At 51.3% G+C, this 20,081-nt stretch carries 19 protein-coding genes and 4 pseudogenes; 9 read left to right on the plus strand and 14 right to left on the minus strand.

Annotation, left to right across the window (positions count from 1 at the left end; all coding sequences use genetic code 11):
- Window positions 1–174 precede the first annotated feature (174 nt).
- From LDB27_RS20055 to LDB27_RS20075, 5 genes are read right to left on the minus strand one after another with little or no spacing between them, the layout of a single operon-like run.
- Window positions 175–666: a DUF5462 family protein gene (locus LDB27_RS20055; RefSeq protein WP_000709797.1), complete on the minus strand. Its 492-nt coding sequence runs from the start codon at window positions 664–666 to the stop codon at window positions 175–177.
- Between the two features lie 35 nt (window positions 667–701).
- Window positions 702–1,493 carry a fimbria/pilus periplasmic chaperone gene (locus LDB27_RS20060; protein WP_023972573.1) on the minus strand — a complete coding sequence of 264 codons (792 nt, stop codon included), beginning with the start codon at window positions 1,491–1,493 and terminating at the stop codon, window positions 702–704.
- Window positions 1,494–1,515: 22 nt separating this feature from the next.
- On the minus strand, window positions 1,516–3,918 hold the full coding sequence (gene faeD, locus LDB27_RS20065) for a F4 (K88) fimbrial usher FaeD (RefSeq protein WP_369700140.1): 2,403 nt from the start codon (window positions 3,916–3,918) through the stop codon (window positions 1,516–1,518).
- Between the two features lie 45 nt (window positions 3,919–3,963).
- Window positions 3,964–4,503: a fimbrial protein gene (locus LDB27_RS20070; protein WP_000721295.1), complete on the minus strand. Its 540-nt coding sequence runs from the start codon at window positions 4,501–4,503 to the stop codon at window positions 3,964–3,966.
- 34 nt (window positions 4,504–4,537) lie between these two features.
- Window positions 4,538–4,828 carry a PapB/FocB family fimbrial expression transcriptional regulator gene (locus LDB27_RS20075; RefSeq protein WP_000773469.1) on the minus strand — a complete coding sequence of 97 codons (291 nt, stop codon included), beginning with the start codon at window positions 4,826–4,828 and terminating at the stop codon, window positions 4,538–4,540.
- A 582-nt stretch (window positions 4,829–5,410) separates the two neighbouring features.
- Here LDB27_RS20075 and LDB27_RS20080 point away from each other — a divergent pair.
- Window positions 5,411–5,638, plus strand: a complete 228-nt coding sequence (locus tag LDB27_RS20080; RefSeq protein ID WP_001112995.1) for a hypothetical protein — start codon at window positions 5,411–5,413, stop codon at window positions 5,636–5,638.
- 274 nt (window positions 5,639–5,912) lie between these two features.
- Here the strand turns inward: LDB27_RS20080 and LDB27_RS20085 are convergent.
- From LDB27_RS20085 to LDB27_RS20095, 3 genes and pseudogenes are all read right to left on the minus strand, one after another.
- A pseudogene (locus LDB27_RS20085) lies at window positions 5,913–6,146 on the minus strand (IS481 family transposase); the annotation flags it as partial.
- 234 nt (window positions 6,147–6,380) lie between these two features.
- Window positions 6,381–6,872, minus strand: a complete 492-nt coding sequence (locus LDB27_RS20090) for a GNAT family N-acetyltransferase (RefSeq protein ID WP_000622305.1) — start codon at window positions 6,870–6,872, stop codon at window positions 6,381–6,383.
- Window positions 6,869–7,162, minus strand: a complete 294-nt coding sequence (locus tag LDB27_RS20095; protein WP_001110453.1) for a DUF1778 domain-containing protein — start codon at window positions 7,160–7,162, stop codon at window positions 6,869–6,871. Before LDB27_RS20095 ends, LDB27_RS20090 begins: the two co-directional genes overlap by 4 nt.
- Before the next feature lie 316 nt (window positions 7,163–7,478).
- On the opposite strand from LDB27_RS20095, the pseudogene LDB27_RS20100 reads away from it, so the two are divergent.
- The 3 genes and pseudogenes from LDB27_RS20100 (at window position 7,479) to rtsB (ending at window position 9,124) form a co-directional block, all read left to right on the plus strand.
- Window positions 7,479–7,701 (plus strand): annotated as a pseudogene (locus tag LDB27_RS20100) (hypothetical protein).
- A gap of 263 nt (window positions 7,702–7,964) precedes the next feature.
- Window positions 7,965–8,840 carry an AraC family transcriptional regulator gene (locus LDB27_RS20105; RefSeq protein WP_000921676.1) on the plus strand — a complete coding sequence of 292 codons (876 nt, stop codon included), beginning with the start codon at window positions 7,965–7,967 and terminating at the stop codon, window positions 8,838–8,840.
- Window positions 8,837–9,124: a transcriptional regulator RtsB gene (gene rtsB, locus LDB27_RS20110; protein WP_001269916.1), complete on the plus strand. Its 288-nt coding sequence runs from the start codon at window positions 8,837–8,839 to the stop codon at window positions 9,122–9,124. Before LDB27_RS20105 ends, rtsB begins: the two co-directional genes overlap by 4 nt.
- On the opposite strand, the gene LDB27_RS20115 is transcribed toward rtsB, so the two are convergent.
- A complete protein-coding gene (locus LDB27_RS20115) occupies window positions 9,117–9,299 on the minus strand; it encodes an ATP-binding cassette domain-containing protein (RefSeq protein WP_001527266.1) in 183 nt (60 codons plus the stop codon). The genes rtsB and LDB27_RS20115 overlap by 8 nt on opposite strands.
- Window positions 9,300–9,318: 19 nt before the next feature.
- Between LDB27_RS20115 and LDB27_RS20120 the strand changes: the two are divergent.
- Together LDB27_RS20120 and LDB27_RS20125 are read left to right on the plus strand one after the other, a co-directional pair.
- Window positions 9,319–9,418: pseudogene (locus LDB27_RS20120) on the plus strand (hypothetical protein); the annotation flags it as partial.
- 109 nt (window positions 9,419–9,527) lie between these two features.
- Window positions 9,528–9,662: pseudogene (locus tag LDB27_RS20125) on the plus strand (hypothetical protein); the annotation flags it as partial.
- Window positions 9,663–9,956: 294 nt separating this feature from the next.
- Here LDB27_RS20125 and LDB27_RS20130 read toward each other — a convergent pair.
- On the minus strand, window positions 9,957–10,862 hold the full coding sequence (locus tag LDB27_RS20130; protein WP_225519891.1) for an SdiA-regulated domain-containing protein: 906 nt from the start codon (window positions 10,860–10,862) through the stop codon (window positions 9,957–9,959).
- A gap of 303 nt (window positions 10,863–11,165) precedes the next feature.
- Between LDB27_RS20130 and LDB27_RS20135 the strand changes: the two genes are divergently transcribed.
- Entirely contained in the window at window positions 11,166–12,566 is a 1,401-nt protein-coding gene (locus tag LDB27_RS20135) for a DUF1996 domain-containing protein (RefSeq protein WP_000773778.1), read from the plus strand.
- 83 nt (window positions 12,567–12,649) lie between these two features.
- On the opposite strand, the gene LDB27_RS20140 is transcribed toward LDB27_RS20135, so the two are convergent.
- The 4 genes from LDB27_RS20140 to LDB27_RS20155 all read right to left on the minus strand — a co-directional run bounded on the left by LDB27_RS20140 (window position 12,650) and on the right by LDB27_RS20155 (window position 17,154).
- Entirely contained in the window at window positions 12,650–13,243 is a 594-nt protein-coding gene (locus LDB27_RS20140) for a molecular chaperone (protein WP_001542855.1), read from the minus strand.
- Window positions 13,244–13,318: 75 nt separating this feature from the next.
- A complete protein-coding gene (locus tag LDB27_RS20145; RefSeq protein WP_000544922.1) occupies window positions 13,319–14,092 on the minus strand; it encodes a dimethyl sulfoxide reductase anchor subunit family protein in 774 nt (257 codons plus the stop codon).
- Window positions 14,085–14,711, minus strand: coding sequence for a DMSO/selenate family reductase complex B subunit (locus LDB27_RS20150; protein WP_000816143.1), 627 nt, complete (start codon window positions 14,709–14,711; stop codon window positions 14,085–14,087). The genes LDB27_RS20145 and LDB27_RS20150 overlap by 8 nt, the downstream gene beginning before the upstream one ends.
- Window positions 14,712–14,724: 13 nt before the next feature.
- A complete protein-coding gene (locus tag LDB27_RS20155) occupies window positions 14,725–17,154 on the minus strand; it encodes a DMSO/selenate family reductase complex A subunit (protein WP_000403478.1) in 2,430 nt (809 codons plus the stop codon).
- A gap of 374 nt (window positions 17,155–17,528) precedes the next feature.
- Here LDB27_RS20155 and LDB27_RS20160 point away from each other — a divergent pair, with 374 nt between their 5' ends.
- Window positions 17,529–19,160 carry a sensor histidine kinase gene (locus LDB27_RS20160; protein WP_000682904.1) on the plus strand — a complete coding sequence of 544 codons (1,632 nt, stop codon included), beginning with the start codon at window positions 17,529–17,531 and terminating at the stop codon, window positions 19,158–19,160.
- Window positions 19,157–19,876 (plus strand): two-component system response regulator DcuR, encoded by a 720-nt coding sequence (dcuR, locus tag LDB27_RS20165; protein WP_000611307.1) that lies wholly within the window; start codon window positions 19,157–19,159, stop codon window positions 19,874–19,876. Before LDB27_RS20160 ends, dcuR begins: the two co-directional genes overlap by 4 nt.
- Window positions 19,877–20,081: the final 205 nt, after the last annotated feature.

Consider the following 20,081-nt stretch of genomic DNA (forward strand, 5'->3'; position numbering starts at 1 on the left):
ATTAAATAGTAATTCCGTCTGTTACCCGGTCTTACCGCAAAGCCATCCCCTGCCACCTTATTTATGTGGCATCACTGAGATATTTATCCCTGTAATACAGAATGGCTTTACGTTATTGCCGTAAATAACTGTGCGTCATTCACTCAGGTAATTCGTGGTGCCCTGCCGTTCTTTTTAACCGGCGCTGATACCTTCCACTTCCACCGGCACCTGCACATTCCCCCGGTAGTTCGCCGGTACCTCCAGCTCCGCCGGCGCGTCACTTCTCAGCTCCACCTGCCGGATTGCCGCCGGCACCGTGATAACCACATCCTCTCCCCGCTGGCTGGCCGAGAGGGCCGCCCGCTGCCCGTCCACCATCAGGGTGGTCTTCAGCGTGAGCCGTGCGTCCCGGCCGTCTCCCAGTGTCCGTTTCACCGTGATATACGCCATGTTTCCGGATGCCGGGCGACTTTCGGCATTACGGATGACCAGCGTCTCCGGCAGCGGACCGTTGCTCTCCGTCCGGTACAGCACCGGGTCCGCCGGGGTGCGCGTCACCTTCACCACGCTGTTGCCCACCACCTGACCGTTCACCACGCCCAGGTACTGCGTCTTCTCGCTGTAATCCGCCGCCAGGACCGGCAGGGCGCTGAAGAGGGCCACCGCCATCAGTGCTTTTTTCATCATGGTTTCTCTTTATTCCGCAGGACCGGAAAGGGTTATTTTTTACCTGCTTTATCAGACGAATTAACCGCCGTATCAGATGTCTTCTGCCTGGGAGAAGTCGCCGTTTTTTTCTGGTTGATGGTCCAGGTCTGCAGCTCGCCGTAATCGTTCAGGGAATCCACCTTCACCACATTCCCCTTCACCTGCACCTCATCCCCCGGCATAAACATCAGCAGTTTCTGAGCCGTGTCGTTGTCCACCGCAACTTTTTTACCGTTCGCATCCAGCAGGCTGCCGATGGCGTAGATATACGGCGTGGTGTTGACCAGCATCGTCCGCCCGTCCGGACGGACCTGCAGGCTGATGCCTTCCTCGGCGCCTTTACGGTCCTTCAGCAGCGCCTCCGGGCGGTAGAACAGCTTCAGCTTCGTGCGCAGGGCAATGGCAATTCCGCTGCCCTTCAGCGCCGGCGGAATATCCTGCAGGTTCAGCCAGTACACTGACTCTTTATCCTTCGGCAGGTGGTCAGAGGCCATGATGATACGCAGCGTCTGCTGCCCCTGCGGTTTCACCTTAAAGAAGGAGGGCGTCACCACAAACGTCGGGCGGGTGTCTTTCTCCACAATATTGTCCACCCACGCCTGGCCGCCGAAAGTACGCTCCTTGTCATTGTTGGTCACCGTGATGGTCAGCGCGTCCTTGTCGCCGCGAAAAATATAGCGGGTCTGGTCCGCCGCTAGGGAAGCCAGCACACTCTGGCTCGCCATCATCAGGGCCAGGGTCATTCCCAGCGCCTTCGTCACTCTGTTACGGAAAAAAGAACGCATTTTCTGGGTCTGTTTCATCGTCATCATTGTCCGGTTATGCTTATTCGCACGTAATTTCCTGTAGTTTCGCCGTCTCCTGCAGTTTCGCCGCAGGTATCCGGCACTGTCCCAGCGTGATATCGCCGGGGCGGTCCACCGCGTTAATCATCAGCACGCCGTTGTTCGCCACAAAGCCCAGCGGCGTGTTATTGCTGTCCCGTGCCCATGTGCCGCCCGGCACAAAGGCCCCGTCCGGCATCCTCACCTGCAGCAGGTAACGGTGCACCTTCAGAGCATCAAACGGCATCCACACCACCGCCCTGTCCGTCGGCACCACCTTCCGGCTGGTCGTGGACAGCTCCGTGTCCAGCGGCAGCGTGCCCGCATCTATGGTCACCGTATTCCAGTCATAGCTGTTCAGCGGTACTACCAGGTTTCCGTCACTGTCCGACGTTTCATTGCCGGACATCACCTTCACCCCCGGCGTGTCCTTCACGCTCACCACCGCCACCGTGTCGCCGGTGGTCCGGCTGAACATGATGTCCCGCGCCGCCGGCACCGCCAGTACCGAACCGCTGGCTGACACCGAACCACTGGTGCCCGAACCGGACGAGTGGTTCACCGTGCCGTTCAGGTTCGCCCGGTCGCCGCTGTAGGCGGCGTTCAGGTAACTGCTGATACCGCCGTCACTGTCACGGCCGCCGCCCAGACCGTAGCTGAACCGGTCGTTCAGGGCCCCGGAGATACCGGTACTGACGCCGGTGCCGCCATCTTTACCGGTGCTCACCGTGGTACTGCTGCTGTACTTCCGCTCAAACAGGGTGAACGGCACCGACACCGACGCGGAGGCCGACCAGGTGTTCTCCCCGTTCATGTTCCGGGACCCGGACCAGCCCAGATTCAGGCTGACGCTTTTTATCTGTGTGCTCAGGGTACCGGTAATTCCTGTCTCCTTACCGTTGTCATCAGCGTACCGGTAACTGCCGGTCGTGGAGGCCGGGTAATAGCTCCGCTGCCATCCCGACGCCGACAGGCTGAACAGCCCTCCCACCGGCTGGCTGATGCCCGCATTCCACTCATCCCGGGTCCGGCGCCCCTGGTTCTGCTGCAGCCATGTTTCAGCCGGGTCAAAGGAGGACATGTCCTCATATTCCTCACTCTGATGTGACCAGCTCACCCGCAGGCCGGTGTTCGTCAGCGCCAGCTGTTTGCTCCAGGCCAGTTTCACCTTGTTCCCGCTGCGACTGCCGTCCCGGTACTTCGCCGTGGCATAAGCGCCGTCAGCAGACACCGCCCCCAGATAACCGAGTCCCAGTACCGCACCGGCACTGGCGCCCTGCCAGTCCTGGTTGAACACGCCTCCCGTGCGCAGAGTCAGCCCGTCCAGACCATACCCGTATGACGCGGCAAACACCCCGCCCTCCAGGTCGCTGTCGTCGTCCGGTATCCCGGCCGCCACGCTGAACTCGTGCTGTCCCGGACTCAGCTGCCCGGCCATTACCGACAGCGGGAAGACCTGCGTCTGCACCCGCCCGTCATCCCCGGTGACGGTCATCGTCACGTCCCCGCTGCTGTACAGCGGCACATCCGTGACGGAGAACGGCCCGGACGGCATCATCCCCGAGTACAGCATCCTGCCGTTCTGGGTCAGGGTCACCCTTGAGGGACCGTTCGCAATGCCGCTGAACACCGGGGTATACCCCAGGTTGCCCGGCTTCATGCTGTTGTTCCGCGACAGGGACACCCCGTACGTGCCGGTACTGCCCAGCAGGCTGTCACCGGTCGAGGTCTTCCCGACCGCCAGGTCCGCACTCAGGGAGCGGATGGCCCGGGTGGCCGTGAACATGTTTATCGTGGCCTCGTTGCTCCCGCCATCCCCGGTGCTGGCTGTGGCTGACGAGCTCACCACCCAGCGACCGATGTTGGCCTTCAGGTCTGCTGAGCCGAACGCCGACGTGTTGTACCGCCCGCTGTTGGCGTTCGCGTTGTAGTTCATCCGGAACGCCTCCGTGCCGTAGTCCCACTCCACGTTCTCCGGCATTTTCACCAGTCCTTTCTGCGGAATGGCCAGCGACAGGCTCTGGGTGGCGACATCAAAGTCCACCTTCACCGCCGGCGCTTTCGCCAGCACCCAGCACTGCCGCGTGGCGTCATATCCCTTACGGAAGTACTCCGCGCTGACATAAATTCCGGCCTTTGCCAGCCACGCTTCTGACAGACACAGCGCTTCGCTGTCCTGTGGTGTTACGTCCAGGATCCGCTTCCCGATATCCTTCCCGTTCAGGGACAGGTCCACCAGGTAGCGCCCCGGCGCATAATCTCCGTTCAGCGCCGCCCAGACCTCAGGGTTAATCCCCGCCCCGCCCTGAATAAAGGACATGTCCAGTTTCTCTCCGGCACTTGCGGTACCGCTGCCCAGGGCAACCGCTATCGCAAATGCCAGCACGGCATGGCGAAAAGACATCTGGCAGGCTGGCTGTCTTACGTTATTCCCGTTCATCAGCATTCCTTACTGGTAGGTGACCACAAAGGTCAGGGCGCCGTTGTACTCACCCGCCTTCACGTCCGCCGGAAACACCGGCTGCGCACGAAACCGGAACTGCCCCTTCGCGGCAAAATCCACCGGGTACTTCACCTCATGATTTGCCTGCGTGATGCGCCCCCGGAAGTCCGCCTGCGTATCCGCGGCCCGCACATCGATACGGATACCGTCGCCGGCGCCACGGGTGACCACACCCTGTCCGTCCAGCTGGCCCGGGTTGCCGAAATTCAGGGTGGCGATCTGCCCGGCCAGAAAGGCCGAACAGCCCTGAACGGTGGCGCCGGTCTCATACAGACGCACGGTGAAATCACGCGGCGGCACGGGTGCAGCGGACGACTTACGGTATGTCCCGAACGTCAGACGGCTGCTGCCGGTACCGTCAGCATCCACCACCACATGACAGGCAGAGGCCACCACATCAGCACTGAACAGGGTTTTCTGAACGGAAGCGTGAGAAAGCCCGCCCCCTGCCAGCAGCAGAAGGAAAAGTATCTTTATTTTTTTCATCGCAAATCCGGAGCAGACGGTTCAGTCTGCTTTATCATTCATGATGGCTGTAATAACCCGCCAGTTTATGCACATTCCTGCTGATAAAATTCAGCCGGTTAACACTGGTGCTGAGATACCCGCCACTCATACCGTGGCGTTCGCACACAACCTTTCTGGAATACCCGGAAACGAAATAATCTTTCAGGGCCAGAATAATCTTTTCACTGTGTATCGGGGATATATCAACAAGTAGCCAGAACTGCTCTTCGGACACTGCCCCCGGTTCGAGTTCCCCGGCCCTCACTATCCTGACGCCGGAAAATGATTTTTTATTCAGTTTCAACGGAACTTCCTTAACTTTTCCTTAACCTTCCCGGCAAGGAAAACATGTAAAGGGAAGATAACTAATCTTTTCGCTTATTATATTTAAGAGATTAATGCTGAAAAGGCCATTTTTAACGATCTTTTAATCCATAACAAATCCAATATGTAACACTAAAAACCAAAAAACAAACAAATAATAGATTAATACACCATAAAATAGCATTAAGCCAATACAAAAGATCGCCAAATAACCAGTCCACCATGCATTCCACTCCATTAAAAAATAAAGAATTAATTAACCAGAATCAAAAACAGAAAATAATAACGAAAAAGACAGAACTTCATGTAATAAAACTGAATATCACGATATAAAATACATTTAAATCAAATGGATACACAGCATCCTCGCAGCACTTAAAAAAGACGTTGATTTATAGTTAAGCCGGAATCGACCGCAAACACAGAGGCTTCCCAGCCCCGAACAAGTACCGCAGGATATTATTCACTACGCAAGTATCTTCCTGTTTTTCAACAAAACGTAAAACAGTAACCGGGAATTAAAGGGGCCGGTGAACAGGGTATATAAAATACAGAATCATTAATGCCGGATAAAAACAACGTTCAGAAAACAGGCTGGGAGAGCATTAAATTATGTTCAGATATTAAAAAAAGGGAAATAAATAAAAAAAACGGACATGGTTGCCGTAATAAAATAACCTCCGTTCCATTCTTAAACATGGAACAGGTGGAAGAAGGGAAGGTGTTTACACACAGAGAAAACGTTCAGTCAGCAGATAAACAACCCGCAATGCCTGACTGCTGGAGCTAAAAGAGTCTCTCCGGGTTAATACATAATTAAACAACAGACAGTGTAATTTTCGACAGGAAAGGAATGATCAGGGGAGATATAACACGGCTCCGATAACGGTCAGGTGCAGGACACAAAGTTGCGCAAACCAGCGGCCACCGGGCAGCAGACCTGACAGCATCATCACGCCCCCGGACGGGACATTGAGCAGCAGGACAGACATCGTCAGTCTGGCGGCAGCCATCATCTTCTGACATCCGATCGTCAAAAAGAACAGAACACACAGTCTGGTCGAGAATGTCTGCTGGTAAATACGCCCAACGCCTTTCAGGTTGCCAACATAGAATATGACCTGTGCCCCCAGATAACCGGGATGCGCCGTTTCGATTTCTCCACACGCCTCGTCGTCACTGGCTCTACGTTCCAGCGCTTTCAGGCGCTTTTTGAAGTTCTCAAGGTTATGGCGAAACCAAACAGAACGGACACCGCTTCCGGAGATAAAGACTCTCTGTTTACGTAACTCATTACTTATTGGTTCTGTGCTGACCTCGCTGCTGCATAATAACAAGCGATAACTCTTATAAGTAACGTAGGACCAGGGTGTGTTTCGTAACTATTTTTTTGTACAACTTGACGCTGCATATCGACGAAAACCCACTTAATTTGATGGAAAATGTTCAAAACTGAATTCATTTTTTATTTCAGGGGCAATGTTCATCCGTAACTTGAAGTGTCTGTGAGGTTAATGGATACGTTCTGGAGTTTAAACACTCTCCACCAAATCCCCCAACGTCACCATCAACATCATCGGATCCATCGGCGACGGTACAAACCCCACCCGCTGGTAAAATTCCCGCGCTTCATCCGACAGGGCGTGAACCAGCATCCCGCGAATGCCGATAGTCTCCGCCACCTGAATAACCCGCAGCCCTGCGTCGCGTACCAGCGCCCGACCAACGCCCTGCCCATGAAGCGATTTATCCACCGCCAGACGCCCCAATACCACAATCGGAATCGGGTCAGGCATATTGCGACGAAAGCGACCGGGGGAGGTATTCGTCGTGACCGCGCTGGACGCCAGCGAGTAATAGGCCAGTACGCTCGAATCGCTGCCACAACACACAAAGGTACGGGACGCACCAGTGGTCTGATTTTTCATCGCCCGCTGTTTCAGCCAGTTATCCATAGAATCCACACCGCAGCAAAACGGAGTAAGAATATGTCCGGCATGAAGCGGCTCAGGGGCGGAGATCATTTTTCCTGCTCCCACGGCGCAGGGGTCTGCATGGTTTTACGCAGTGCGGCATTAGGTGAAGGTGTTTGATCCAAACGAGCCAGAAATTCCTGATAAGCCTGTGGATCGGCCATAATGATGCGTTGTTCGATCAGCGCTTCCTCTGCGGCAGCGCGGGCGGCTTCCAGCACAAAGTCTGTGCGGTTTTTCCCTCTGGCTTTCGCCGCTCGATCGATAAGATCGCGCTCGGCGGGTTTGATACGCAGGTTCAGGGTTTCGCGTTTCATCGCCATACTGTTTGCGGCTGGCATAGTGTTGTCCTCTTGTACTTCTGTGGATATTAAGTATACAACACGCGTAACGCAGATGTCATTACGATAAATTTAGAAGGAATAGAACCGGAGTATCGAACCGAAAGGTTTTCTACTCATTTAGAGATTCAGTACCAGGCTGTGCGCTGGCATTCGCTGTGAGTGATTCCTCCTCGGGGCCGACGCAGCAAAAGATTCAATACTGCCGCGCCAAAACACGCAACATTATATAATCAGAAAGCATAAACCTAACGGATACGCACAGTAAGAACCCCAATAACGTGTTACACCGTTTTTCATAAAGCCAACCATACGATTGAATGCGTCCCCTCCCCCTCAAACTTCCGGATATCGCTACGCCATCTACCCGCCGCAGTATATATTTACCGCGTTGTATGCCTTTCCTAACCGAGAACGTTAATATTTACCTCCAGGATAAACCTTATCACAAATTAAAATCAGATCTTATACCTCATGCTAACTACCTCCATGAAATTAAAGAGCTATTCTCTAAAAGATTAAAGGAAATTATTACTTAATTCAAATTTTAAAGAGATAATTTGATAATAACATGAGCCAATTCTTGTAAATTTCCATCTTTTTTTTATACGCGACATAGTTTTTTAACGATACTATAATATGTAGAAATGCAATATAAAATAGCATTTTCCATAGAAAATGAAAAGATCGCCACCTGATACCTTAAGTTCGCAAATAATTATATAGCTATATATTAGTTTTTTTGAAATATTTTTCAGAATAATTTTTGATTTACACGCACATTTAATAAAAGGAAATTATCATGCTAAAAGTATTTAATCCCTCACCTGTCCAGGTGGGGAGCATTGAATGTTTACAATCAGCGCAAAACTGGCAGAGGAAATCCTTATCACTTCAGGGATTAAATTTACTGCAGTCCGTGCTCATCAAGCTCACCACGGGTAAAATTTCAATTACGACATCGTCCGGGGAGTATATTACGGCATCAGGGCCAATGTTAATATTTTTAGCTAAAGATCAAACCATTCATATCACAATGGAAGAGACTCATGAACAGTTAAATTATAATTTAATTGAATTAGATTCAGCGTCAATAAAAAATGCTTATAATTTTTTTCTGTATGAACATGCAGACTTTTCGGCCCCATTAACAAAACCGACGACAAAACATCTGTTAGCGCCAATAGAAACAGGCGTAGCAAGAGTATTCAACCTCTTACACTCTTCAAATAAAAGCCAAAAACTATCCCAAGATAAAAAGGAATATTTAATAAGATTTCTACTTTCAGAGTTCATCTATGAACCCGAAGCATTTGCTCTCTTCAGAGAACTATCGCAAAATACATTAGCCGAAAACATTTATAATATTATTATAAGCGACATAAGTCGAAAATGGGCGCTCAAGGATATTTCTGACTCACTCTATATGAGTTGTTCCACATTAAAGAGGAAATTGAAACAAGAGAACACCTCATTCAGCGAAGTTTACCTTAATGCGCGAATGAATAAAGCGACAAAACTTCTACGCAATAGTGAATATAATATTACCCGAGTGGCTTATATGTGTGGTTATGATAGTGCTTCTTATTTTACATGCGTTTTTAAAAAACACTTCAAAACTACACCATCGGAATTTTTAGCGTTTTTATCTTCCTCTCGTCATCAATATGTTAATTGAGATATCTGACAATGCAGTATAAGAACAAAGCAAAACATATTAATATAAGAGATGGGATTCTGTTGCTCGCTAAAAAATTCGACCTAACATTGAGCGAGAAAAAAGTCATTTATTACGTGGCAGCAGGATTATCTGTTAAAAGTTGCTCAAATTTATTAGATCGAAATATAAAAACGATTTCAACACAAAAGAGATCAGCCTATAAAAAAATGGATATTACTACTGATGTTGAATTAATCCATTTGATGCTGAATGAGTTTTACATATCAGTCGATATTACGTAATTTTTTCTAAAATGTTGCCAAAGTGGTAGGCAAGGCAATTCTGGATATCATCTTCAGAGATCGGTGTGATATCTACGTTGTTTAATTTAACTGTTCCCGTATAGCAATGACTGGAATTTGATAGTGCTTTGATTAAAGAAGATTTACCTGAACCTGATGTACCGATAATACCCATAAAATCTCCGGGAACAGCAGTGAATGAAAGCTGTTCAATCAGTGTTCGTTCCGCAAACGCTATGGGGTAATTCTTCGCTGTCTATCGGCTGGCTGACGATCGACTCTACTCCGCCAGTGTTGATAACGATACCGGTAACTGGCATGTTTCTGTTCCGCAATCCGCTATTCTGTCGGGGGGGAGAATCAGTACATCATTACGGCCACCGATCCCGCCGGGAATAGCGCCACCGCCAATGGAACATTTACAGGCACATCGCCGACGTAAAACCCGGTTAACAAGAGTTCCGGCGTAGATGAAATGATTTCGCTTAGCGAGGCGACATGGCATTCGGTAAGTGTTGATGAAGAATATTATGCCTGATAACTAAACATCACCATGCGAGGTCTCTTCGAAGGCCTCCTGAAAAAAACAGCATAATATTTATTGTCTGTTAATTATTACAGAGAGAGTTAATTTATAAAAAAAAGCGGCAGACTACGCTGCCGCAAATATGAGGAGGACAATTACCGTTACGCTACACCACAAAGTAATCCGTTACTGAGGTAAGTAAAACATAAATATCCCCAACAATGAATCAACGAATCAAACAATCGTCAAATCATGGTATTAATAACCTTGTTCTGTTTTAGCATACTGTGACAGTAAAAATAGATTTTAGTCATTCTGTATATCACACGAAAATTTATAAAACAGATTTGGTTCACTCACAATATACAAATTATTTTCATTATCCATGGCAATCCCTTCTGGTTGGGGGATATCGTCTCTGAGCCCTGACCACTCCGCCGTCAGGAACAATCGATCGCGCACCCGCCACTCGGAACTGACCTCCAGAATCATTTTTGACTCGTCCGACAACCCCAGCAGCGAATCCGTTGGGGCATGGTATTCAAGTCCGGAGACATCGCTCACACTTGCAGTGATGGCAGAAGGCAACGCTCTGGTGATACCATTTTTGCTCATCTCTACTTCTTTGATCATAATGGGTTTTCTTTCTTTTGCGACATATAATCTCTCATTTTTCGCATCCCATGCCGTACCTTCCAGCCCTTTATTTTTTGCTTTGTCATAGCCCTCAAGCTTCACCATGGAGATTATCTGCATGGTGCCGCGCTGAATATCCACCTGTGTTTTATAGACCGCGCCATCTTTCTCACTGCCTATCTGGAACTGGTTGCCCCCACTCCATGCAATAGACTCCGGGTCGTGGATGCCCTGGAGCGGCATCCGCCCTACCAGCTGCCCTTCTGTCGTTAACCAGACCAGTTCAGGGGGATTATTAATAACGGCGAAAAGCATCCTATCTTCGGCGGAGTAGGTCAAACCTGAAAGGTTACTCTCAACTCCTGCGACTGGTTTTTGCTGAATAACCGCTTTATAGCTACTCAGTGCTAGCGCCGAGGGTTTATCACCATATTTGAGGATCAGTTGATAAACATAGCGTATATCGTCCCTGACCATAAATAAAATCACGCCCAAGAGTACAACCACAATAACGCGTTTTAGTAATCTCATAAAAAATCCATAGCAGATCGCGCCACGACTGATGTCGTAACGCATTTCTTAAAAATAAAGCCGATGTCCGATAGAATCGTTATTCGGTTATGGCGAGCGCCATTAGCATAGGCAAAATGAAATAGTGAGGGTTATCACAAAAAGCCCGATTTTAATCACTAACGTACCCTTTTTGTAAATTGACATAATCAAGAGGAGGGTAGTTTCGGCTAATTATTTAAATAGTACGTCTGCAAATTCGCCCCTGTATGCAGGGCGAATGACAAAAAGTGATAATTAATGAGATGTAACACCGCAATCTGATCTGCTATTGCTGCTCCCACTTCTATTCAACCGGGCAGCAAAAAAATGAAACTCAACCTTATTACCGTCAGCCTGGCTACGCTCGTTGCCGCTGGCGCATTCCCGGCCCATGCCGGTCCTCAGGCGCATGTCGTGTGCGGCTATCACCACACGCTGGGCGATGACGCGATTATGATGTTTGGTAAAGCGAATCAGGCGATGTGGCATGACTTTTTTGGCAACACCCACACCGACGCGGTCTCAACCTACCAGACGTTGCGCGCGCAACCAGATACCACCTGTGATAATAAAGCCGACAGCTCCGCTTACTGGGCGCCGTCCATGAAATTACCCGATGGTGAAATCGTAAATCCGGCCTACCAAAAGACCTATTATCAATCTACAAATGTTGCGCAATATCCGCTCCATCCATTCCCGGCCGGGCTGGAGTTACTGGCAGGCGATCATCACGGTACTGGCCCCAGTTCCGCAATCACCTTTTTATGTGCCAACGGCAAAGGTTACACCAACAAGGTAGGCGAAATATGCGGCCTGCGTAAAGCGGGCGATGCCGTCCAGTTTAATATCGGGATCGCTTTCCCCAACTGTTGGGATGGCGTCAACCTGAAACCGACCCATAGTCACAATAACGCTATCTATGCCGACCACGGGAAATGTTCCGCAGACTATCCGGTCAAAATCCCGACGGTGAATATGAACATCGCCTGGGTACTCCCGCAGATCTCCTCGCTGGATACGTCTAAAGTGGAATTGTCGATGGACCCGGTAATGCATGGCGAAACCCGGGCAGATCGCTGGGGAAGTCTTTATACCGCCCATGCCGATTTTATGAATGGCTGGACGGAAGATGGCGCGCAGTTTATGACGGATCTGTGTATGAATCAGGGACTGGATTGCGGCACTACGGTTCCTTACGCCTACAGTAAAGCGGAAGAAAATACCTGGGTAAGCAGCGAAGATGACAAGCCTCATGCCAGCATCGATACCTTGTACGTACAGGATGACTGGACAAATGGCGGACGCACGCAGCACCCGGAAACGCTCACGCTGGTGAAATTTAAGATCCCGCCCCTGCCTGCCAATATGGACGCTTCGCTATTCAAATACCGTATTCGCCTTTTTGGCGGCAAAACGGAAACGAACGGCGCCGATCAAATTTTCTTTTACCCGACCAGCAGTGACTGGCACGTCAGTACCGTGTCCTGGAACAATAAACCGGCGATCAACTACCGTTCCGATGCCGTGTTATATCTAAACCATTCACATGAGTATCGCATGGTTGATGTCGATAAAGCGGTGCGCAAAGCGCTGGCGGAAGGGAAAACGGAAATATCCTGGTATATCGGCGGCGACCGTCAGGGAAATCACTACGATTTCACGCCAGCGGACTCAAAACAGAGCCTGGTGCTGATGCTGACCGGTTTCAAAAAGACGCCGGAGCTGTAATAGTAAACTGTGCCCGCTGACGCAACAGCGGGCACGATGGCGGCACAAGCATTATGGCACGCCATCAAAACCTGACCAATACCTCAGAAAAACAACCGTTTATTCTCAGGCTGTAGTCCCTGTTGCTGCTGAACATCCTGCAGATAACAGGTCGCTACGATGGCAAGCCGGGCATAGAAGGCGCTAACGGTATTGCGTTGCAGCAATTCCAGATAGCGGAATCCCCAGGGCAGCAGATGCGCCTCCAGTAACCGGTTGGCCGCCACGTTGTCGCCTCGAGCCAGCAGATCGCTACAGGCTAATAGCATCAGGCCAAACTGATCTTCCGGCTCGCGTTCACGGTCAGTGAATACCATGCCCTGCGCCTGTAAAAAAGCTCGATAATCGGCGGTGGTTTCCCCCATCAGCAAATTATCTTTTTCCAGATAGACCGATCCCCAGGGCGGGACGGGCATCTTTCCCTGGCCTTCAAACAACACGGAAAATTGCCATGTAAGCGCATCATCATCCGGTAGCGACCATGACGCACATAGTGATTCAATATGTCCGCGATCGCGCCAGGGGTAAAGCTCAGGCAACGTTGGCAAACAGTCGAACAACGCTTTCACCTCCGGCCTCTCAGGGGAGAAGTAAAACAGTGCGCCGAGGATACGCGGCAAAACAGCACGGGAAGGCATAGCAATAGCTCCTGAAATATTTCGCCTGATGACGCTACGCTTATCAGGCTTACATGGCATAAACCGGGCAAAAAACTACATTGGCAGCGTCCACAGATTGTAAAACGCAATCCTACCCGCCAACTCCGCCGCGATAACCACCACTGCCGTCATGGCCAGCACCGCAGCGCTCGATTTCAGGCGCGCGCAGGCCACCACCCCGACCACGCCCACCGCCAGCAATATCGCCTGGGCGGTAAACCAGCTATGCTGCGCAGCGGTCAAAGCGCTATCGGCGCTCATCAGCGTCGCCATATAGCCCGGGCGCAGACAAAAGCTCACCAAAATCGCCAACACGCTGACCAGTAGCCCCAGACGGCGCACGCCAAACAATGCCGCCAACGCGCCGCCGCCAATCAACGGCGTCAATATCATCATTGCCGTGGTGTAAGATGAACGCCAGGTCGCCACCGTCGGCAGTTGGTAAATCTGCGGAACGGCGTATAAGAAGACCACCCCGACTATCGCTGCCAACCATACCAACGCGTTACACAGCGGCGTCGCCCGGTTCAGCAACAAACCGAGCGCCCCCAGACCGCCGAGCGCCGCAAAAGCCGCCGACAAGACAATCTCGTTACTCATCGGCGAATGTCCGACGCGCAGCAGCATATTCAGCGCGCGCAGCGGTTGCCCGACGTGGAAGATGCCGACAATGACGCCAAGCCCAAACAGGCACATCACCGAGAACAGACCGATAGCCTTACGCCGCGGCGCGACCAGCCCCATTGCGCCGCCAATCAGCAGCAGAATAAACGCGCCGACCGCGCTCTGGGTAAAGACCGTAAAAAAGACCAGCGGTAACTCATGCATGGCGCACCTCCCGAATGTTCATGATTGCGCCTTCCGTATCGCCTGTGGGTCTCGCTTTCGGATGCGGTTTAATAATGAGGTTAGGATGGGTGAACGACGCCGAAGGCAGCGGCGCAATTTGATTCTCCGTGCCATATTTTGCCCGTAATTCATCGACAGGGCCAAAATCCAGCGCTCGCTGCGGGCAAGAATCCACACAAATAGGGCGCAGATTGTTCTCCAGTCGGTCAAGACAACCGTCGCATTTACGCATCACGTTCGCCTGCGTATCAAACTGCGGCGCGCCGTAGGGGCAGCGCATTTCACAATAGCGGCAGCCGACGCATACGCTGTCATCCACCACTACCAGACCATCCTCTTTGCGTTTATGCATCGCCCCGGTCGGACAGCCGGAGACACATACCGGCTCATCGCAATGGTTACAAGCAATAGAGAGGTAGTAGGTAAAGGTGTCGTGATGCCAGCTTTCCCCCTCTTTCACCCAGCTTCCGCCGCCATATTCATAGACGCGGCGCAGTTTCGGACCGACATCCAGATCTTTATTATCCTTGCAGCTTACCTGGCAGGTTTTACAGCCTGAACAGCGCGAGGAGTCAACATAAAAGCCATACTGTTTCATCGTACATCACTCCTTAAGCGCGTTTAATTTCAACCAGATTGGTATGCTGCGGATTGCCTTTCGCCAGCGGCGAAGGATGGTGGCTGGTCAGCGTATTGATACAGCCGCCGACATCAACGCCGTTGCCGTCAAGCTGCGTCCACGCGCCCTGCGGCATCGCCGCCACGCCGGGTAAAATGCGCTGGGTCACTTTACAGGGAAGCTCCACCACGCCGCGGTCATTGAATACATGCACCCGATCGCCGGACTTCAATTGGCGGGCGCTGGCGTCAATCGGGTTAATCCAGACTTCATCCGGCACCGCCTCATGTAGCATCAGCACATTGCTGTAGGTCGAGTGGGTATGCCCTTTGGTATGGAAGCCGCTTAACTGCAACGGATACTTCGCCGTCAGCGCTTTGTTAAGATGCGACTCTTTCGCCGGACAAAATTCCGGCAATGCGGGAATTCGCTCGCCTTCTGGCAAAGTCCACGTTTGCGCCAGATCCGCCAGCGCCTGGGAGTAAATTTCAATTTTGCCCGACGGCGTGGAGAGTGGGTTAGCCTCGGCGTCGGCGCGGAAATCGGCAAACGCAAGGCTCTGCTGCTCGGTCGCGATACGCTGGTCAATCACGCCCATCTCTTTCGCCACGCTCCACTCCGGCAGGTATGGACGTTTCTCACGGATCTGCTGATAGTGCATCTCCGCCCACTGCGCCTGAGTTCGGCCCTCGGTATATTGCTCGCGCAGTCCAAGATGCCCGGCGATATCCGCGCAGATGTCATACGTGCTGCGCACTTCCCACATCGGTTTAACGGTTTTCTGAATCGCAATCATATAGTTATGCGATCCCGCCGCATAGGAGCTGTCCACCAGGTCTTCCGCCTCAAGATAGCTGGTCTCCGGCAACAGCAGATCCGCATACATCGCGCTGGGCGTCATATGGTTTTCAATCACGATAATGGTTTCACACAGCGATTCATCCGCGAGAATTTGACGGGTGCGGTTCGTTTCGCCGTGCTGATTCAGCAAGGTATTACCGGCCTGGTTGAAAAACAGCTTAATCCCGGTTTTTAGCCTGTCCGCGCCTTTCACGCCCATTGTCGTCGCGGTCATTTTCTCCGGATGCTGAATGGCGTCCGTCCATAGATAGCAAGGAATAGAGGTTTTGATCGGATTCTTACCGACAGGCAACAATGGCACGCCATACGGCGTACCGTAAGGCCAGTTGCCATTGTTGGTGCCGGGCCGCCCGAAGTGGCCGGTTAACGCTGGCAGCGTCTGAATAGCACGCACGGTTTGTTCGCCGTTGGCATGACGCTGCGGCCCCCAGCCCTGGCAAATATAGCAGGCGCGCGCCGAGGCGATTTCGCGCGCCAGTTGGCGAATACGCGTTGCCGGAATACCGGTGATATCCGCCGCCCATTCCGGGGTTTTCGCGATACCGTCATCGCCCGTGCCAAGAACATAATCTTTATAGCTGGCGTTAGGCGCAGCCGTGTCCGGCAAAGTGCTACGGTCATAGCCGACGCAATAGCGGTTTACCAGCGCCTCGTCGAGAAGCTGTTCGGTAATCAGCGTATGCGCGATGCCGGCGACTAACGCAGCGTCCGTGGTTGGGCGAATCGGTAGCCATTCGGCGTGTTCGGTAATCACCGAATCGGTATAGCGCGGATCGATAATAATGACTCGGGCTTTCGAGGTCTCCAGCGCCCGGCGCAGCTCTTCAACCTGACCGCCGCCGGACATCCGCGTTTCTGAGAGATTCAGACCAAATAGCACCACCAGATCGGAATGCGCGATCTGCGTAAAATGGCTACCGACATAATCGCCGTGGGTATAGGGCGTGGCGGTGGCGATTTGCGCCGTGGAATAGGTGTTGTGATAATTTAAATAACCGCCGGTGAGATTTAATAATCTTATCCAGGCGGGCCTGCCCTGCGTATGATAATATGCCCCGGATTGATAATTATAATAAATAGCTTCCCGGCCATATTGTTCGCTAACGCGCGTTAATTCCGCTGCAATAAAGGCCGTGGCCTCATCCCATGAAATACGTTTAAATTTTCCTTCACCGCGTTTTCCCACTCTTTTCATCGGATACTTAATGCGATCCGGGCTATAGACGCGCCAGCGACTGGAACGCCCACGCAGGCAGGGACGAATCTGATGCTCGCCGAATACCGCGTCATCTTTCGCGTCTTCCGGCTCAATGCGCACGATGCGATCATTTTTCACGATAACCTTAAGCGGGCATCGGCTGCCACAGTTGACCAGACAGGCGCTGTGCCTGACGGTTTCGTCGTTGGCATCCTTCGGTATCGGGGTATCCTGCGCCTGGGCAGTGGTAGCAAAAGGCAGCGTAATCGCCTGACTTAGCGTCACCGCCGCCCCTACTTTTGCAGTAGCGACAATAGCATCACGTCGGGTTATGGTTGTGTTCAGCCATTTTTTTATTTCCATTTTTTATTTCTCACATTGCTTCCATAATTATTAATAATATGTAATGAAAACTAATCATAATAGATTAAACATTAGCGCTGATTGATTGTGATCAAACGCATTCTGAACGTCAGTAAAAATAAAACGTGACACCGCATACGTTATTATAAAAATTAATGAAAAATTATTTTATGCAATTCTGATGAAAATAAATTACCCATCACGGTATCCGGCGATATTAATTAACGACATGACGTTTGCCAGTCGACATGAGCAGGTAGCGCCCCCTACAAGGTAAGACGGGCTTTTCAACACTGGAGCAACATCGCCTATGCCTTTGAATTAGACGCCTCATCAGGGATAATAACCTTACGATTCGTCCGCTCAGGTCCACTATGAAACACTCCCTGCCATGCCGGGCGTTACGCAAACGCCCCATGAAACTCGGCACTACCGTCATTCTGATGGTCAGCGCCGTTTTGTTTTCGGTGCTCGTTGTGGTCCATCTGATCTATTTTTCGCAAATCAGCAGCATGACGCGCGACGCGCTGGCAGATAAAGCGCTGGCGGTGGCGCGCTCGCTGGCGGACTCTCCGGCAATTCGCGAGGGGCTGAAAAAACCGCCTGCGGAAAGCGGCATTCAGACGCTCGCCGAAGCGGTGAGCCAGCATAATGGCTTTTTGTTTATTGTGGTGACCAACATGCAGGGCATCCGTTATTCACACCCAGAAACGCAGCGAATCGGCCAACCGTTCAAAGGCGATGACATTCTGCTCGCGCTGCAGGGAAAGGAAAACGTTGCCATTAATCGCGGCTTTCTTGCCAAAGCGCTGCGCGTTTTCACACCGGTTTATGATGAACGCCACCGGCAGATCGGTGTGGTAGCGATCGGCCTGGAACTCAGTCACGTTACGCAGCAGATCAACAATAGCCGCGGCAGTATTATCTGGTCCATTCTGTTCGGCGCTCTGGTGGGGTTATTAGGCACGTATGCGCTGGTCAAGGTGCTAAAACGTATCCTGTTTGGCCTCGAACCCTATGAGATCTCAACCCTGTTTGAACAACGCCAGGCGATGCTGCAGTCAATCAAAGAGGGCGTTATCGCCGTGGATGATAGCGGCGAAGTCACGTTGATTAACCATGCGGCGCAGACGCTGCTCGATTATCGAAAAACGCAGGATGACGCCAGATTATCCACCCTGAGTCATGCCTGGTCGCAGGTGGTGGACATTAGCGAAGTGTTGCGTGACGGTACGCCGCGCCGCGATGAAGAGATTATCGTCAAAGGCCGCCTGCTGCTGGTGAATACCGTTCCGGTGCGCAGCAACGGCGAAATTATCGGCGCGATATCCACCTTCAGGGATAAAACAGAAGTTCGCCAACTGATGCAGCGGTTGGACGGGATGGTGAACTACGCGGATGCGCTCCGTGAACGATCCCACGAATTCATGAACAAATTACATGTGATTCTGGGATTATTGCACCTGAAGAGTTATAAGCAGCTTGAAGCGTATATTATCAAGACGGCCAATAACTATCAGGAAGAGATCGGTTTGCTGCTGGGTAAAATAAAGTCGCCGATTATCGCTGGCTTTTTGCTCAGTAAAATTACTCGCGCCTCTGATTTCGGGCACAGCCTGGTGATAAGCAGCGACAGCCAGTTACCGGATAATAACAATGAAGATCAGGTTACGGTGCTGATTACGGCGCTGGGTAATTTGATTGAAAACGCGCTGGAAGCATTGAGCCAGGAATCCGGCGGCGAAATCAGCGTCTCGTTACACTACCGCCATGGCTGGCTGCATTGCGAAGTGAGCGATGACGGTCCGGGTATCGAACCTGAGCGCATCGAGGCGATTTTTGAAAAAGGCGTCTCGTCGAAAGGCGCCGAACGCGGCGTCGGTTTAGCGCTGGTTAAACAGCAGGTTGAAGCGCTTGGCGGCGTAATTTCCGTGGAGTCCGAGCCTGGGATCTTCACACAATTTTTTGTACAGTTACCCTGGGATGGAAAAAGGACCAGCCTATGATCAATGTATTAATTGTCGATGACGATGCGATGGTCGCGGAGTTAAATCGCCGCTATGTCGCGCAAATCTCCGGTTTTCATTGTTGTGGAACCGCTTCGACGCTGGAAAAAGCGAAAGAGTTTATCTTCAACAGTGAAAATCACATTGACCTAATCCTGCTGGATATCTACATGCAGCAGGAAAACGGATTGGATCTGCTGCCTGTCCTGCACAGCGCAGGCTGCAAAAGCGACGTTATTGTCATTTCTTCTGCCGCTGACGCCGCCACCATTAAAGATTCGCTTCACTACGGCGTGGTGGATTATCTGATCAAGCCTTTTCAGGCCACGCGCTTTGAAGAAGCGCTGACCGGCTGGCTACGTAAGAAAACGGCGATGGAAAAACGCCAGTATTACGAACAGTCTGAGCTTGACCTGCTCATTCACGGTAATTCATCCAGCGAGCAGGAGCCTCGCCGGCTGCCAAAAGGGCTGACGCAGCAAACGCTACGCACCTTATGCCAGTGGATTGATGCGCATCAGGAGCAGGAATTTTCTACCGACGAGTTGGCCAACGAAGTGAATATCTCGCGCGTCTCCTGCCGTAAATATCTCATCTGGCTGGTGAATTGCCATATCTTGTTTACCAGTATTCATTACGGCGTGACCGGCAGGCCGGTTTACCGCTACCGCGTTCAGCCGGAACATTACTCTTTACTGAAACAATATTGTCAGTAAGGATACCGCATAAAGCCGACGCGAAGCGTTATATCCTGGTAACATTTATTATAACAATGCCAATAAAAACGCTATCACATTAATAACAAATCTGGGAAATTGTGTCAGATCAAATATACTCAACCCAGGCCTGTTAACGTTATTTTCTATTATTACAGCGCTCTGCGCTGTTTTTAATTTCAAAACGCTAACAAAAGTTAATTAA

It is taken from the genome of Salmonella sp. JXY0409-18 (assembly GCF_020268625.1).
Taxonomy (GTDB): Bacteria; Pseudomonadota; Gammaproteobacteria; order Enterobacterales; family Enterobacteriaceae; genus Salmonella; species Salmonella enterica.

Bases quoted from the DNA above. Each gene is read 5' to 3' on its own strand.
- LDB27_RS20055 (WP_000709797.1), bottom strand. From the start codon at position 666: ATGAAAAAAGCACTGATGGCGGTGGCCCTCTTCAGCGCCCTGCCGGTC.
- LDB27_RS20060 (WP_023972573.1), bottom strand. From the start codon at position 1,493: ATGAAACAGACCCAGAAAATGCGTTCTTTTTTCCGTAACAGAGTGACG.
- faeD (WP_369700140.1), bottom strand. From the start codon at position 3,918: ATGTCTTTTCGCCATGCCGTGCTGGCATTTGCGATAGCGGTTGCCCTG.
- LDB27_RS20070 (WP_000721295.1), bottom strand. From the start codon at position 4,503: ATGAAAAAAATAAAGATACTTTTCCTTCTGCTGCTGGCAGGGGGCGGG.
- LDB27_RS20080 (WP_001112995.1), top strand. From the start codon at position 5,411: ATGCCGGATAAAAACAACGTTCAGAAAACAGGCTGGGAGAGCATTAAA.
- LDB27_RS20090 (WP_000622305.1), bottom strand. From the start codon at position 6,872: ATGATCTCCGCCCCTGAGCCGCTTCATGCCGGACATATTCTTACTCCG.
- LDB27_RS20095 (WP_001110453.1), bottom strand. From the start codon at position 7,162: ATGCCAGCCGCAAACAGTATGGCGATGAAACGCGAAACCCTGAACCTG.
- LDB27_RS20105 (WP_000921676.1), top strand. From the start codon at position 7,965: ATGCTAAAAGTATTTAATCCCTCACCTGTCCAGGTGGGGAGCATTGAA.
- LDB27_RS20115 (WP_001527266.1), bottom strand. From the start codon at position 9,299: ATGGGTATTATCGGTACATCAGGTTCAGGTAAATCTTCTTTAATCAAA.
- LDB27_RS20130 (WP_225519891.1), bottom strand. From the start codon at position 10,862: ATGCGTTACGACATCAGTCGTGGCGCGATCTGCTATGGATTTTTTATG.
- LDB27_RS20135 (WP_000773778.1), top strand. From the start codon at position 11,166: ATGAAACTCAACCTTATTACCGTCAGCCTGGCTACGCTCGTTGCCGCT.
- LDB27_RS20140 (WP_001542855.1), bottom strand. From the start codon at position 13,243: ATGCCTTCCCGTGCTGTTTTGCCGCGTATCCTCGGCGCACTGTTTTAC.
- LDB27_RS20145 (WP_000544922.1), bottom strand. From the start codon at position 14,092: ATGCATGAGTTACCGCTGGTCTTTTTTACGGTCTTTACCCAGAGCGCG.
- LDB27_RS20150 (WP_000816143.1), bottom strand. From the start codon at position 14,711: ATGAAACAGTATGGCTTTTATGTTGACTCCTCGCGCTGTTCAGGCTGT.
- LDB27_RS20155 (WP_000403478.1), bottom strand. From the start codon at position 17,154: ATGGAAATAAAAAAATGGCTGAACACAACCATAACCCGACGTGATGCT.
- LDB27_RS20160 (WP_000682904.1), top strand. From the start codon at position 17,529: ATGAAACACTCCCTGCCATGCCGGGCGTTACGCAAACGCCCCATGAAA.
- dcuR (WP_000611307.1), top strand. From the start codon at position 19,157: ATGATCAATGTATTAATTGTCGATGACGATGCGATGGTCGCGGAGTTA.